This window comes from Massilibacillus massiliensis, from assembly GCF_900086705.1.
Lineage (GTDB): Bacteria > Bacillota > Negativicutes > FLKF01 > FLKF01 > Massilibacillus > Massilibacillus massiliensis.
The window spans coordinates 2,470,995-2,486,456 of the sequence record NZ_LT575483.1 but is presented as its reverse complement, the minus strand read 5'-3'; the positions used below and the strand labels follow the sequence as shown (position 1 = coordinate 2,486,456).

Here is a 15,462-nt window from a genome sequence, read left to right as displayed (position 1 = left end):
ATGGAATGTCAAAAATTTTTTTAAAGGTGGTTAAAACTACTATGTCAAATGAAAATGAAAACCGCCATGGATACAATAGCTGCGATGAATATGACGGATGTGGATATAATAGCTGCGATGGGTATCATGGATGTGGATGTTCTAAAAATCATATATTTCCTCAGCCTTATCCTATTGGAATTACCGGTGTAACTGGCGCGACCGGTCCTACTGGCCCTACTGGAGCAACTGTAGGCTCTACTGGTCCGACTGGTCCGACTGGTCCTACCGGTGATCCTGGCACTACTGGACCCACTGGCGACCCTGGAGCTACTGGCGCTACCGGCCCTACCGGTGATATCGGTGCTACTGGCGTAACCGGCCCTACTGGTCCTACCGGTGATATTGGTGCTACTGGCGCAACAGGGCCTACTGGACCTACCGGTGATATTGGTGCTACTGGCGTAACAGGGCCTACTGGACCTACCGGTGATATTGGTGCTACTGGCGTAACAGGGCCTACCGGTGTAACTGGCCCTACCGGTGTAACTGGACCTACCGGTGATATCGGTGCTACGGGCGCAACTGGTGTAACCGGGCCTACTGGTCCTACTGGCGATACTGGTCCTACCGGCCCCGTCGCTGCTGCTGGCACAACTCTCTTTAACGTATTAGGTACTGAAGGATCAGCTTCAGTCGGATTGGGAGAAAACTTGATATTCCAGTCTTCTACGCTTGATATTACAGTAACTCAAGGATCCGCAATTGTTACAATAGAGGATACCACTCCAGCTGGACCTACAGGTGCTACGGGCGCCACCGGCGCAACGGGTGCTACCGGCGTAACTGGTCCTACCGGCGATACTGGTGCTACTGGTCCTACCGGTGACACAGGCGCTACCGGAGTAACGGGTCCCACTGGCGACACAGGCGCTACCGGAGTAACGGGTCCCACTGGCGACACAGGCGCTACTGGGGTAACTGGCCCGACTGGCGACACAGGTGCTACCGGGGTAACTGGCCCGACTGGCGACACAGGCGCTACCGGAGTAACTGGTCCTACCGGTGATACAGGTGCTACTGGAGTGACTGGCCCGACTGGTGACACAGGTGCTACCGGAGTGACTGGCCCGACTGGTGACACAGGTGCTACCGGAGTGACTGGCCCTACCGGTGATACAGGTGCTACCGGAGTGACTGGCCCTACCGGTGATACAGGTGCTACCGGAGTGACTGGCCCGACTGGTGACACAGGTGCTACCGGAGTGACTGGCCCTACCGGTGATACAGGTGCTACCGGAGTGACTGGCCCGACTGGTGACACAGGTGCTACCGGAGTCACTGGCCCTACCGGTGATACAGGTGCTACCGGAGTGACTGGGCCTACCGGTGATACAGGTGCTACCGGAGTGACTGGCCCGACTGGTGACACAGGTGCTACTGGAGTGACTGGCCCGACTGGTGACACAGGTGCTACTGGGGTGACTGGGACAATTACCACTCCTGTTATTGGATTTGCAGAAAACAATATCGGCGATAGTGTTGTCATTAATTTGCTCACACCTACACTTGTCCCACTACCAAATGATCAAACAGTATCTTCACAAATTACAGTTGATGCTTCAAATACCATATTTACAATCAATGAAGCTGGTTTATATCGTATCGCATATTATGTTAATATCGTTACCCCTGATAGCTTTGCAAGCGAAATTCTTATTAACGACACAGCTTATACCCCATCCATCGTCGACGTTGGCAGTGACATTAGTGGAACCTCAATGGAATTTTTCACTACACTATCCGCAAATACAACTATCTCTCTGGCTCTTTTGGGTGAACCAACAACTTTAAATCTAAGCGAGGGAGCCGGTGCTGTTCTGGTCATCCAACAAATTGGCATGGGTTAAAGAAACAAAAATATAAGTGCTGAAGATTCGTAAGCACACTACAAAACAGTAATCTTTGGAACATGTTGTGGTATAGTTTGAATGGAAAAATTCATTCGGCCTTTTCATATGCAAATATCTGTAGGAATCCTATGTTTACAAACCAATTTTCCGTCTGGATTGTTGAACAAAAATAGAATACGAAGCTTGAAACTATCAAAATTTCTATAACTATAATAAATTCGTTTCAGGTTTTTAACTATCGTATTACAGCCCTCCGTAAAATCATTGTTATATCAAGTAGCAATTGAATGAAATTAAACCTCTTTCACAGCATGAGTGACTGATAAATCACCTGAATAGTCATTTTTTCATTGTCACTGCATGTTTCAATCGAGATATGGTATTCGCTCTCCAATATAACCAACCAATTGAGTCATTTAATTCTAACTTTTCAATGTAATAAATCGATAATCCATGTTAAAAATTACAATTTCTTAAATAAAATATTATTCAAGCAACCTCAGTATGAATAAGATTTTATTTAGAACCATCAGAAAATCTCACATTGCTGCCGTTATATTCATATGATGATATGACAAGATTGTTTTAAAGGTGGTTAGAATTCCATGTCAAATGAAAATGAAAAACGCCATGGATACAATGGATGCGATGAATATGACGGATGTGGCTATAATGGATATAATAGTTGCGATGGGTATCATGGCTGCGGATGTTCTAAAAATCATATATTTCCACAACCTTATCCTATTGGAATTACCGGTATAACTGGCGCGACCGGTCCTACTGGCCCTACCGGAGCAACTGTAGGCTCTACGGGTCCTACCGGACCGACTGGACCTACTGGTGATATCGGTGCTACGGGCGTAACCGGGCCGACTGGACCTACCGGTGATATCGGTGTTACGGGCGCAACCGGTCCTACCGGACCTACCGGTGATATCGGTATTACGGGCGTAACCGGCCCCACTGGGCCTACCGGTGATATCGGTGCTACTGGTGTAACTGGCCCTACCGGTCCTACTGGGCCTACCGGTGATATCGGTGCTACGGGCGTAACCGGCCCTACCGGTCCTACTGGTCCTACCGGGGATATCGGTGCTACGGGCGTAACCGGCCCTACCGGTCCTACCGGTCCTACCGGGGATATCGGTGCTACGGGCGCAACTGGTGTAACCGGGCCTACTGGTCCTACTGGCGATACTGGTCCTACCGGCCCCGTCGCTGCAGCTGGCACAACTCTCTTTAACGTATTAGGTACTGAAGGATCGGCTTCAGTCGGATTGGGAGAAAACTTGATATTCCAGTCTTCTACGCTTGATATTACAGTAACTCAAGGATCTGCAATTGTTACAATAGAGGATACCACTCCAGCTGGACCTACAGGTGCTACGGGCGCCACCGGCGCAACGGGTGCTACCGGCGTAACTGGTCCTACCGGTGACACAGGCGCTACGGGCGTAACTGGCCCGACTGGCGACACAGGCGCTACCGGAGTAACTGGTCCCACTGGCGACACAGGCGCTACCGGAGTAACGGGTCCTACCGGTGATACAGGTGCTACCGGAGTGACTGGCCCGACTGGTGACACAGGCGCTACCGGAGTAACGGGTCCTACCGGTGACACAGGTGCTACCGGAGTGACTGGTTCTACCGGTGATACAGGTGCTACCGGCGTAACTGGCCCGACTGGCGATACTGGTGCTACTGGCGTAACTGGTCCTACCGGTGATACAGGTGCTACCGGCGTAACTGGCCCGACTGGCGATACTGGTGCTACTGGCGTAACTGGTCCTACCGGTGATACAGGTGCTACCGGCGCACCGGGGGCCACCGGAGCTACTGGACCTGCCGGCGGACTTACGGGTGATACTGGACCTACAGGAGCCACAGGTGTGACCGGTGCCACTGGCGAAACTGGTGCTATTGGCGAAACTGGTGCTACCGGTACTACGGGTCCAGGCGGCGGTGCTACCGGAGATACCGGGGCTACTGGACCTACTGGACCTACCGGTGCTACCGGAGATACCGGGGCTACTGGACCTACCGGCGATACCGGGGCTACGGGTACAGTCGAACCTAACCCATTTGATGTATATGTCCTGGCAGGCGCCACCAGCGGAGACGGTACACAGGCCAGCCCATTTGGAACAATACAAGAAGGGGTAACAGCGGTATCTCCGACAGGTACCGTTCATATCTTAGGCGGAACCTATCCGATAACCGCAACAATCACAGTCAACAAAGCAGGCGTAACCTTAAAAGGCTATCCGAGCACACTCGTTATCTTACAGGCTGCCGTGATCGCTTTTCTTATCACGGGAAGTGGTATTACCGTAGATGGACTAACAATCACAAGTGACAATCCTTACACAGCCGAATTTATCCAGCTTGCCGGAACCGATCATAAGCTTGTAAACAATGTTATTTTTGGTCCGCCTCAAGCTGGCCCATCAACAGACTGGGTCGTCAATCGCGGTTTTGTAACGCAGGGAAATGTAACAGATTTGATCGTACAGGATAATATTTTTTATTTTCTCCGCCAACCTGCTTATTTAAATCCAAACTCAACAGGTTATATCGTCAGTAATGTCACCTATAATACACGCGGCTTCGTTGTCGATCAGGCAATCTTTGTTTTTTCGGGCAATTCCTGGGGCCTGCCTGCAAATGCTGTTGATATTGCATTATTAGTAGGGACGCAAACAGGAGCTCCTTATGATCCATTGGCCGGACTTACCGGCAGCAACAGCAGCGCTACGATCAGCGATCAAAGATAACGCCCCCTCAAAGGTCGCATTATCATATTACAATACTATCGATAGCCTATTTTTTTATTGAATCTCAACAGAAGATTCAACAAAAGAAGACGCCTTCTAAAAAAAAACGTACCCGAACCCAAGTGGTATAAAATTACCGCTCTATAATAAATGTTGCAGTTTAGATGAAAATCAAAACTGCAACATTTATTTTTTTGCATAGTAAAAGACATGGCAAATTTCTGGTAAAATATCAATTGACTAAAACCGATATTTTGGAAAACTGCCATGCTCAATATGATTTTTATCATATCAATTTGTAAAAGTAGTGCCTACACCAAAATTCAGTACAAAATCCAAAAACTCCGTAATGGTGAATACTCTGCAGAAAATAGTGAGCAAATTCGCAAGTTGGTTTGAATCCGCAAATCCCAATCCTCAGTAGATATGTTTTACCCTAAATTTAGTGTAGCCGATCCATTATTAGTGTCATTCATTTGAATGCCCTCCTTTTGATTTTAGTTGCGGCTGATCAGACCTCTTCTAATTTTAGCAAAAAGAGTTTTTCATCGCTAAAGCTTTTTTCCAACCACTGGCACAGCCAGTGGTTTTCTTTACAACAAAAAAACTTTACGAAAATTTCGTAAAGTTCTTAAAAGCTCTATGGTGACCCTGGCAGGAGTCGAACCTGCGACCTTTTGATTCGTAGTCAAACACTCTATCCAGCTGAGCTACAGAGTCATTATGTGGACTATTTACATAATCAACAGATATTATACTAACATTCTTTTTATAACTTGTCAACTACTATACGAAGATCTTTCATCATTATGAAACTAAATTTTTTTATCCACAAGAAAGTTATAACTTATTCACATATTTTTCTTAGTTACCAACAAAAATACCTTTTTTCTGTAGACTTATCAACACATTTATTAAATTTGTTAATAAAATTGTGGATAAGTCAAATTTTATGTTACTTTATCTTTCTTAAAACACTCTTACAAATTATTGAAATTCACAAAACTGTAAACTTCAATTTTATTTATTCTCATATTTTATTAACTTATACACACTTTACAGTTTTTTTCATAACGATTTATCAGCATTTTTATAAAATTATCCACAGGAACATGGGTTTTGTGTATAAAATTGTGGATAAGTCGATCTTTATGTGAACATATTTTTTATTCATCTAAAATATCCACAATTTATTTATATAACCGCTTGAGCTGCAAACTTTCATTTCCACCGTTCACCAAAAGGAAGCACAGACTCCAATAATCGTTTTGCATAAATATGATTTACTTTATATAGGTTTTGGCTATAGGCTTCTTCGACAATTTTTCCTTGATAAAGAAAAAGCACCTTATCACATAAATTGGTCAGCGTTTGTAAATCATGGGCAATAAACAAATAAGTTATTCCCATCTGCTGTTTTAATTTTTTTAGCAGTTGCAACATTTGTGCCTGAATGGATACATCTAAAGAACTAAGTGCCTCATCCAGTACAATAAAACGTGGCGTAGTCGAAATTGCCCTAGCTAGACAAACACGTTGCAACTGACCTCCACTCAATTCATGCGGATACCGTTTCATAAAGCCAGAGGATATATTCACAGTTTCTAATAAGTTTACAATACAATCTTTTGATAATGGTTTATGCAATATCTTTAGCGGTTCAGCAACGATTTGCTCCACTGTAAATCTAGGATTTACCGATGTAGTATAGTCTTGAAAAACAACACTGACTGCACCACGATGCGTCCTTAGCCATTTCTGTATTGGTTGACCTTCCATTAAAATTCGTCCGCTGTCTGGTCGCTCAAGATTCAAAATCAATCGACTCAACGTACTCTTGCCACTGCTACTTTCACCAACTAATCCCACACACTCGCCACTGTTTACAGCAAAAGAAACATCTTGCAGTACGCTTTGCTTATGAGAGGAACAAAAAAAATTTTTCTGTTTTTTATAAGATTTATATATATTTTCTACTTCCAACATATCTAGTATTACTCCTTTACCATGGATTGATGAAAAGCCTTGGTCAAAGCAATCCGTGTATGCATCAAATATTTGCTGTATTCATGTTTAGGGTTTCTAAAAACCTGTTGTGCTGTCCCAAATTCTACACAGTTTCCTTGATACATTACCAATACGTCATCTGCTAAATACTCAATAATTCCTAGATCATGTGAAATAAAAATTAAAGTCACTCCAGTCAATGCTTGCAAACGTTTAAATTCTTCTAGAATTTCTCGTTGGTTGATCGAATCAAGTGCAGTAGTCGGTTCATCTGCAATAATAACTTCCGGTTTTAACGCCATTGCTAACCCAATCATACATCTTTGCAGCATACCGCCGGATAATTGATGCGGATATTTTTTTAGCACTTCTTCAGCATCATGTATACGCATCTTTTGGAGTGATGCAAGTGCAGTTTTTTTTGCAATAGCTTTTGTGCAGTCTATAGTTTCACAAAGCGTTTCTACAAACTGCGCACCAATTGTATATAAAGGATCAAATGCGGTCATTGCATCCTGCAAAATCATGCAAAAGTGTCTGCCGCGAATTTTGCGCAGCAGATCTTCTTCGGCGTGAAGCAGCTCAACCCCGTTGAATTTTACACTACCTCTGCTTTCCAGCTCCGGACCTAGTAGCCCCAATATAGCTTTTACACTGATGGACTTACCACTGCCGCTTTCACCAACAATACCTAGACAGCTATTTTTTTCCACCTTGAAATTCAAATCATCTACGATAACTTGTTGATTTGGTATATCATAAATACGAAGATTTTTAACTTCTATTAAGCTCATTCTTTATCACTGCCTTTTGTTGGTTATGCTTGGGATCGAGTGCATCACGGATACTATCCCCAAGAAACTGAAACGCCGCAACAACAATCAAGATGGAAAGCCCCGGCGCGAGCATTAAAGATGGATACATCGTCATTACATTTTTTGCTTCTTTTAGCATCATGCCCCATTCCGGGGTAGGAGCTTGTACACCCAGCCCGAGAAAAGAGAGCGCAGAAATATTTAAGATGACCCAACCGGTATCTAGAGTTGCAAGGACAGCAATATCACCTATAATACTCGGAAATAAATGTTTGTACAGAATATAAGAATCACTGCCGCCTGCTGCTCTCGCAAATCTTATATAATTTTTATCTCTATATTGCAGCACGAGTGAACGAATCATTCTCGTATACCAAGCCCACTTCGAGGCAATATTTGCTATCATAACATGGCTAAGACCTGGGCCTAGCATCCCCACAATTGCAAAAATCATCACTTCACTAGGAAAGGAAAGCAATACATCACAAATTCGCATAACGCATTCATCAATTTTACCTCTTGCATACCCGGCAACTAATCCTAATACCGTTCCAATTCCTATCGTCACCGCCATGGTAACGAGTGCCAGTAAAACGGTTGTCTGTATACCATAAACAAGTCTTGAAAAAATACATCTGCCAAGTTGATCTGTCCCAAAAGGATAGGTTAAGCTTGCATCGGCAAATTTCATCTTAATATTTGTTTCGATCGGACTATGTAAAGCAACTACGGGTGCAAAGATTCCAATCAATAAGACGATCGTAATAACACCCAAGGATAAGATTGCAATTTTATCTTGTTTTATTTTTTGCCAAAACCTCATATTATTCCTCCCGCCTTATCCTCGGATCAAGCATAGCACTAAAAATATCCACCATAAGATTACAACCTACAAATAACACTGCCATCATAATAACATAAGCTTGGATAATCGGAAAATCGCGATTGAAAATTGCATCAACACATAGGCGCCCAATACCAGGCCAAGCAAAGATATTTTCTACAATGACTGTTCCGGCAATTAGTTTGGGAATTGACATCCCAAATGCCGTCAAAGAAGCTTGCAGCGAATTTTTTAGAATATGCCGATAAATCGTAATTTTTTTCAGACCGCGTACTTTTAAATACATTACATAGTTTTCTTGTTTGTTTGCAATCATATTGTTGCGAATCAGACGCGTATAAGTAGAGATATAGGTCAGTGATAATGTGAGTGCCGGCAATATTACAGATCGAACCCCCTGCATCCCACTGGTAGGAAATAAGTCAAGCTTTACTGAAAAAAACCAGATAAATAAAAGGGCTACCCAAAAACTCGGTGTAGCGGTCCCTAAAAAAATCAATATACGTACAAGTTTATCCCCCATACGCCCTTCATAAACTGCACAAAATACACCGCTCGAAACACTGACAATGACCGTAAGGAGCAAAGCAGCCGCGGATAGATAAAGCGTTGCTGGCAAAGCGGTCATAATCTCATCGAATACTGGTTTATTATTTACATAACTATTGCCAAAATCTCCTTGAACGGAAGCAGCCAGCCAGTCAATGTAGCGTGTAAAGAAAGGTTTATCAAGCCCCAATTGTTCACGTGTTTTAGCGATTGCTTCCGGGGTAGGCACAATTTCATTTACCCGCAGCGCCACTTCAGCAGGATCACTTGGGCTAAGTGTAATCAACACAAATGCCAGAAACGAAATACCCATTAAAATAGGTATCACACCAACTAGCCGCCAAAGAATATAATTTCGCATATTTCCCCCTTCTTCTATCGTTAGAACTATTTCTTACTTTATTCAAAATACATTTTTTCAAATGGAATTTCATATTGCGAAAGATTAAATCCTACACCTTTTAAGCCAGGTGAATAAACAGCTTTCGTTCTCGAATACGTAAGCGGTAAATACACACATTCCTCATGAATATAGGTCAAAATCTCTTGATACATCATCTGCCGTTTTTCTTTATCCCCCTCGGCTAGGACCTTACCGATCTTATCATCCAGCCATGGCTTCTTTTCTATGCCTTTCTGCGCCTGATAATCACCATGCGCAGGAATCCGCCATGAAGAAAGATAGGACTGCGGATCATATGGTGCCCCCCATGATAACGAATATTGCAGATCAAAATCGCCTGCTTTCTGTCTATCTAAAAACGCCTGCTTTTCTTCCCCCACAATTTGAAGATCTACCCCAGCTGCTTTCATATCACTTTGCAGATATTCACTAATCGTCTGTTCTTGCGCATTATTGGAATTGTAATAAATCGTAACTGTCATTTTTTTACCGTCTTTATAGCGGTATCCATCTTCTCCTACTTTCCAGCCAATGCGATCCAAAATTCGTTTTGCTTTTTCTAAATCATACACTCTTTTTTCAAGTGGCACGTTGCAATAAGGAACTGTTGAGGATAACAACGTATTTGCAACTGTTTCAGTTCCATTTAATATACCATCGGCAATTGCCTCTTTATTCACGATATATTGAAAAGCTTCTCTAACATTGCGGTCAGAAGTAATCGGCTGATGGGCATTGATTAAAATTGCCCGTGAAGCAATCGGTTCACTCATAGCGGCTTCATATTTACCTTCTTTTTTCAACGCGGCAAAAGAATCCAGATCAATCATATCTCCATCTGCACCAAACAGTAAATCAATTTCACCTTTTTTCAGTGCCAATAAAATCGTTTGGTGATCCGGCATTACCCGCCATTTGATCGTTTCAATTTTTGGTTTTTCTCCCCAATAGGATTGATTTGCCGTGAAAATCGCGTATTGCTTTTCTTTATGCTCGGTTAATATGTATGGACCAGTGCCCGCATAACCGGTAACGCCATTTTTTGTTTCTCCCTCTTTAAAGCATTTCGGTGAAATAATTCTAAACGGACGAGATAAAGCCAGCTCCTGCAAAGTCGGATAATAAGGATTTTTTAATACCAGTTTATAGGTATATTCATCCACTACTTCACCGTGATCGATTTGATTGATCATATCCAGCCAGGCATGACGTGCTTTGTTTGCAATAACAACATCAAAATTTTTCTTTACCGCCTCTGCATTTAACGATTCACCATCTGTGAATTTTACACCTTGCCGTATATGGAAAGTATAGACAAGACCATCCTCAGATATTTCCCATGTTTCTGCAAGTCCCGGTTTGATTCCATCTTTGCTATCATAGACCAGTGGCTCAAATACCATCGCTTGTGCAGCAATCTCACCACCATATAGATGAGGGTTAATATCACGAATATCTTTGGTGCTGGCATATACCAGCTCTTTCTTTATCTGCTGCGTTTTATTTTCACCACAGCCAACGAGTGAAACACTCAAACAGAAAATACTCAGTATAAACAGCCATCTCTGCAATTTCCCCATTACGAACCTCCTGAAATTTATAATTTTTAACAAGTACTACAACCTCTGCTGATGTAAAGCATTTCTTTTCACTATATTGCCAGTCTTCGCCCCTAAAAGGTGAACTTAAAGAACACGAAACCTGACCAGAAAAGCAAGCTCGATTGTTGTAGGCCAACTATTTAAATCCGTCTACAATGTATTACCTTCCTATCACCTAAATGATAAAGAGTCTCAAATAGTAACATTACTATTTAGTATAATACATTATAATTTTCTTAAATTCAATAAAATTATTTTTATAGAAGAATAAACGACGATATAAAAAGTTGTAATTATAAATTACCATCACTTATTCTAAGCAAAAACAACTATTTGTCATTCCATACTCAGATAGTCGATACAGCTCGTATCACATAGATAGCGTTTGACTAATTTAAAGTATTTCTATAGAATTTCTTTTGATTAAAAATTACCCTTTATATGCTCTAAAAGCATATAAAGGGTAATTTCCCATAAGCAGAGACGGAAGTTCAATAATTCCCCATCGGCCAAAGAAAACGACCTCATTATCTCCCTTCATTTACCGTAAACTTTACTCTTACCTTATTCAAAATACATTTTTTCAAAGGGGATTTCATATTGAGAAGGATTAAAACCAACACCCTTTAAGGCAGGTGAATAAACAGCCTTCGTCCTTGAATACGTGAGCGGTAAATATACACATTCATTATGAATGTACGTCAAAACCTCTTGATACATCATCTGCCGTTTTTCTTTATCAAACTCAACTAAAATCTTACCGATCGTATCATCCAACCACGCCTTCTTTTCCATCCCAATTTGTGCTTGATAATCACCGTGCGCAGGTATCCGCCATGAGGAGAGATAAGATTGCGGATCATAAGGCGTACCCCATGATAGAGAATATTGCAAATCAAAATCGCCTGATTTTTGTCTGTCTAGAAATGCCTGCTTTTCTTCCCCCACAATTTGAAGATCTACCCCAGCTACTTTCATGTCACTTTGCATATATTCACTGATTGTACGTTCCTGCGCATTATTGGAATTATAATAGATTGTAACTGTCATTTTTTTACCGTCTTTATAGCGGTATCCATCTTCTCCTACTTTCCAGCCAATGCGATCCAAAATTTGTTTTGCTTTTTCTAAATCATAAACTCTTTTTTCAAGCGGCACATCGCAATAAGGAACTGTCGGCGATAGCAAGGTATCTGCAACTGTTTCAGTTCCATTCAATACACCATTGGCGATTGCCTCTTTATTTACGATATATTGAAAAGCTTCTCTGACATTACGATCAGAGGTAATTGGCTGATGGGCATTGATTAAAATTGCCCGTGAAGCAATCGGTTCACTCATGACGGCTTCATATTTACCTTCTTTTTTCAATACCGCAAAAGAATCCAAATCAATCATATCTCCATCTGCACCAAACAGTAAATCAATTTCACCTTTTTGCAGGGCCAATAAAATCGTTTGATGATCCGGCATTACCTGCCATTTGATCGTTTCAATTTTTGGCTTATCTCCCCAATAGGATTGATTTGCCGTGAAAATCGCGTATTGCTTTTCTTTATGCTCAGTTAATATGTATGGACCAGTTCCCGCATAACCGGTAACGCCATTTTTTGTTTCTCCATCTTTAAAGCATTTCGGTGAAATAATTCTAAATGGACGAGACAAGGCAAGTTCTTGCAAAGTTGGATAATACGGCTTTTTTAATACCAATTTATAGGTATATTCATCCACCACTTCACCGTGATCGATTTGATTGATCATATCCAGCCATGCATGGCGTGCTTTATTTGCAACAACAGCGTCAAAATTTTTCTTTACCGCTTCTGCATTCAGCGGCTCACCATCCGTAAATTTTATACCCTGTCGTATATGAAAAGTATACACAAGACCATCCTCAGACATTTCCCATTTTTCCGCAAGTCCAGGTTTGATTCCTTCTTTACTGTCATATACCAATGGTTCAAAAACCATTGCTTGTGCAGCCATTTCACCGCCATATAAATGCGGATTAATATCACGAATATCTTTGGTGCTGGCATATACCAACTCTTTTTTTACCTGCTGCGTTTTATTTTCCCCGCATCCAACAAGTGAAAAACACAGACAAAAAATACTAACGATAAACAGCCATTTTTGTATTGCCCTCATAACGTTCCTCCTGATTTTTCAATTTTTAGCAACGGTATCTTGCTGAGATGGCTACGATACTCGCGCATTGCCGACCTCTGTGCCTATTTGTCTATAGGTTGTCTACAGTTGAAATTATCTGCCTTATATACTTTTAAATTATAAGAAGGGTAAAATTTTTCCACAAGCCGGGGTGGGGGTTGCAATAAAAACTTTTCTTTTATATCCCGGGGGACGGCTTATGCAATGACTTCTTTTTCGTTATAATAGACAAGGAGAAAAGGAGGCTGTCTGTGGATATAGCATGTAGAATCAAAAAATATTGGAACGAACGCAGTGAAGAGTTTAATAGAATTCGTCGCAAAGAACTGGAAAGTAAGGATGCTGCAGCCTGGCAATCATTTATCTGCGAACTATTACCAGCTGGCAACACTTTAAATATTTTAGATGTCGGAACTGGAACAGGCTTTTTTGCTATTTTAATGGCGCAACTCGGACATACAGTGACTGGCATTGATGCAGCAACTGAAATGATTGGACAGGCAAAACAAAACGCAGAAACATACGGTTGCGATATTTCATTTTTTTGTATGGACGCACAAAAAATGGATTTTTCTGCACAGACCTTTGATGTTATCCTTTCACGTAATCTTACCTGGACGCTGCCAAATGTAGAAATGGCTTATAACGAGTGGTTTCGTTTATTAAAATCAGGGGGAACTTTATTGAACTTCGATTCTGATTATGGGCAAATTTCTTTTTATAACGAAGCGCAAAAAACACAAAATGTACACCATGGAATCGATACAAAATTACTCGCTGAATGTGATGCATTGAAAAATGGGTTACCCATCAGCCAAAGGAAAAGACCTCAATGGGATATAACAGTATTGCAAAACATCGGCTTTCATTCTTGTAAAAGTTATGAAGCTATAGAAAATAAAGTCCACAAAGAAACAACCACCATGCGTTATGATACACCACCGTTATTCGCACTATATGCGAAAAAATAAACAACTAAGATTTTATTTATAAAAATCTTAATCCATCCATAAACACGTAAATGTCCTTTTGTCATTGCCACAAAAGGACCAAAAAGTCTAGGCCCAAACCTCCAAAACACTTGAAAAATGACTGACTTACTAAAATTCTAAACTCGCTTCGCTCAGACAAACGAATTTCTTTACGTAAGTCAGTTATTTTTCATCCTTCGGAACATGTTTTTCCGGAAAGACCAAATACGCGAAAAATAGGGGTGGCGCATTAAAAAATGCGCCACCCCTTATTTCATTCAATATAAATAATTATACGTTTACTGGTCTGCTCCAATCAACATAAACACCAGTAATCCCCCATAACCTTGTCAAAGATAATTTGAATTCTTCCAGGCTATTTAAAGGATTTACCATTCGCTTTGAAAAATCAAGAATTGTTTCATTAGGTACATTTATTTCATGCGTTTGTGCTAAATAAGATTCTACTTGTTCTTTTTTATCCACCGTTTCTAACACAACTTTTGCAGCTTTTTCTTCCTTTGCATATTCAATATAACCATTGTCTTCATTATAGTGTATTGCTACACGATAAATATTTTCCATCCAAATATACTCCTTTAAATTCTTATAAAATATTATCAATTTTACATATTAACAACAATCACCATGTTATCATTATAATATTTATAAAGAAATTTGTCTCGTTAATTTTTTCATTCCCTTTTTCAAGCCGTTTGCATATAACATACATTGTAACAAATTATTTTAGCATTATACATAAAAATTTTACTTTAGCATTTCATTTACACTACCACACCTAACGAAACCCTTTGCTTTAGATTCCCCTGTTTATTTTTTTCTTCATTCAGTGTAAACTGATAGTATTTAAGGTAATCAACATGCTTGTTTCTCTACATACTATAAACTATGTACTGATCTTTAATATTGAAAGGATACGACAAAATGAATAACACGTATATTCCCTTACTTGCAATTTTTGCAATTAGCTTTTTCGGTCATAATATGTCCGTTGCCTATGCAACAGGCATTCTAATTATTATGAAACTACTCGGTTTAGATGCGTTATTTCCTACAATTGAAGCACATGGCTTAAGTTTAGGTATTATGTTATTAACAATCGCAATTTTAGTCCCCATTGCAACTGGACGAATTACTTTACCCATCATACTGGAGTCTTTTAAAAGCCCACTTGGAATTATTGCTATTCTCGCCGGTATCTTTGCGGCTTTTTCCGGTGGAATTGGCATTGATTTATTAAAATCATCCCCAGAAATTGTGAGTTCTTTGATCATTGGTACAATGATCGGGGTATTCTTCTTCAAAGGAATTACCGTAGGCCCTTTAATTGCGGCTGGTATGGTTTATATGATTTTATCACTGGGCAAATTATTTCACTAACATACACCTATTTCTTTGCGAATATCTTATCCT

The 15,462-nt window shown here is 40.9% G+C and carries 11 protein-coding genes, 1 tRNA gene and 1 pseudogene; 4 read left to right on the top strand and 9 right to left on the bottom strand.

From position 1 onward, the window contains the following. Positions 1–41 precede the first annotated feature (41 nt). Complete coding sequence (locus tag BN6559_RS11975; protein ID WP_110954930.1) at positions 42–1,889, top strand: BclA C-terminal domain-containing protein; 1,848 nt, start codon at positions 42–44, stop codon at positions 1,887–1,889. A 104-nt stretch (positions 1,890–1,993) separates the two neighbouring features. On the opposite strand, the pseudogene BN6559_RS19825 reads toward BN6559_RS11975, so the two are convergent. Next, positions 1,994–2,149 (bottom strand): annotated as a pseudogene (locus BN6559_RS19825) (hypothetical protein); the annotation flags it as partial. A gap of 348 nt (positions 2,150–2,497) precedes the next feature. Here BN6559_RS19825 and BN6559_RS19745 point away from each other — a divergent pair. Next, positions 2,498–4,669 carry a collagen-like protein gene (locus BN6559_RS19745; RefSeq protein ID WP_110954929.1) on the top strand — a complete coding sequence of 724 codons (2,172 nt, stop codon included), beginning with the start codon at positions 2,498–2,500 and terminating at the stop codon, positions 4,667–4,669. A 643-nt stretch (positions 4,670–5,312) separates the two neighbouring features. On the opposite strand, the gene BN6559_RS11960 is transcribed toward BN6559_RS19745, so the two are convergent. The 7 genes from BN6559_RS11960 to nikA (BN6559_RS11930) all read right to left on the bottom strand — a co-directional run bounded on the left by BN6559_RS11960 (position 5,313) and on the right by nikA (BN6559_RS11930) (position 13,036). Next, positions 5,313–5,389, bottom strand: a tRNA-Arg gene (locus tag BN6559_RS11960). Between the two features lie 501 nt (positions 5,390–5,890). Next, entirely contained in the window at positions 5,891–6,655 is a 765-nt protein-coding gene (locus tag BN6559_RS11955; RefSeq protein WP_110954928.1) for an ABC transporter ATP-binding protein, read from the bottom strand. Positions 6,656–6,663: 8 nt separating this feature from the next. Beyond that, positions 6,664–7,470 carry an ABC transporter ATP-binding protein gene (locus BN6559_RS11950; protein WP_110954927.1) on the bottom strand — a complete coding sequence of 269 codons (807 nt, stop codon included), beginning with the start codon at positions 7,468–7,470 and terminating at the stop codon, positions 6,664–6,666. Further along, complete coding sequence (opp1C, locus tag BN6559_RS11945) at positions 7,451–8,314, bottom strand: nickel/cobalt ABC transporter permease (protein ID WP_110954926.1); 864 nt, start codon at positions 8,312–8,314, stop codon at positions 7,451–7,453. The genes BN6559_RS11950 and opp1C overlap by 20 nt, the downstream gene beginning before the upstream one ends. Before the next feature lies 1 nt (position 8,315). Continuing rightward, entirely contained in the window at positions 8,316–9,245 is a 930-nt protein-coding gene (opp1B, locus tag BN6559_RS11940; protein ID WP_110954925.1) for a nickel/cobalt ABC transporter permease, read from the bottom strand. Between the two features lie 38 nt (positions 9,246–9,283). Then, complete coding sequence (nikA, locus tag BN6559_RS11935; protein WP_110954924.1) at positions 9,284–10,867, bottom strand: nickel ABC transporter substrate-binding protein; 1,584 nt, start codon at positions 10,865–10,867, stop codon at positions 9,284–9,286. Positions 10,868–11,452: 585 nt separating this feature from the next. Beyond that, positions 11,453–13,036 (bottom strand): nickel ABC transporter substrate-binding protein, encoded by a 1,584-nt coding sequence (gene nikA, locus BN6559_RS11930; protein ID WP_110954923.1) that lies wholly within the window; start codon positions 13,034–13,036, stop codon positions 11,453–11,455. Positions 13,037–13,308: 272 nt separating this feature from the next. On the opposite strand from nikA (BN6559_RS11930), the gene BN6559_RS11925 reads away from it, so the two are divergent. Beyond that, complete coding sequence (locus BN6559_RS11925) at positions 13,309–14,028, top strand: class I SAM-dependent methyltransferase (protein WP_199883963.1); 720 nt, start codon at positions 13,309–13,311, stop codon at positions 14,026–14,028. 291 nt (positions 14,029–14,319) lie between these two features. Here the strand turns inward: BN6559_RS11925 and BN6559_RS11920 are convergent, their stop codons facing one another. Continuing rightward, positions 14,320–14,613, bottom strand: a complete 294-nt coding sequence (locus BN6559_RS11920; RefSeq protein ID WP_110954921.1) for a hypothetical protein — start codon at positions 14,611–14,613, stop codon at positions 14,320–14,322. Positions 14,614–14,973: 360 nt separating this feature from the next. Between BN6559_RS11920 and BN6559_RS11915 the strand changes: the two genes are divergently transcribed. Continuing rightward, entirely contained in the window at positions 14,974–15,429 is a 456-nt protein-coding gene (locus BN6559_RS11915) for a DUF441 domain-containing protein (protein ID WP_110954920.1), read from the top strand. Positions 15,430–15,462: the final 33 nt, after the last annotated feature.

Excerpts from the sequence above, each read along its gene's own strand:
- BN6559_RS11975 (WP_110954930.1), top strand. The coding sequence starts at position 42 with ATGTCAAATGAAAATGAAAACCGCCATGGATACAATAGCTGCGATGAA.
- BN6559_RS19745 (WP_110954929.1), top strand. The coding sequence starts at position 2,498 with ATGTCAAATGAAAATGAAAAACGCCATGGATACAATGGATGCGATGAA.
- BN6559_RS11955 (WP_110954928.1), bottom strand. The coding sequence starts at position 6,655 with ATGTTGGAAGTAGAAAATATATATAAATCTTATAAAAAACAGAAAAAT.
- BN6559_RS11950 (WP_110954927.1), bottom strand. The coding sequence starts at position 7,470 with ATGAGCTTAATAGAAGTTAAAAATCTTCGTATTTATGATATACCAAAT.
- opp1C (WP_110954926.1), bottom strand. The coding sequence starts at position 8,314 with ATGAGGTTTTGGCAAAAAATAAAACAAGATAAAATTGCAATCTTATCC.
- opp1B (WP_110954925.1), bottom strand. The coding sequence starts at position 9,245 with ATGCGAAATTATATTCTTTGGCGGCTAGTTGGTGTGATACCTATTTTA.
- nikA (WP_110954924.1), bottom strand. The coding sequence starts at position 10,867 with ATGGGGAAATTGCAGAGATGGCTGTTTATACTGAGTATTTTCTGTTTG.
- nikA (WP_110954923.1), bottom strand. The coding sequence starts at position 13,036 with ATGAGGGCAATACAAAAATGGCTGTTTATCGTTAGTATTTTTTGTCTG.
- BN6559_RS11920 (WP_110954921.1), bottom strand. The coding sequence starts at position 14,613 with ATGGAAAATATTTATCGTGTAGCAATACACTATAATGAAGACAATGGT.
- BN6559_RS11915 (WP_110954920.1), top strand. The coding sequence starts at position 14,974 with ATGAATAACACGTATATTCCCTTACTTGCAATTTTTGCAATTAGCTTT.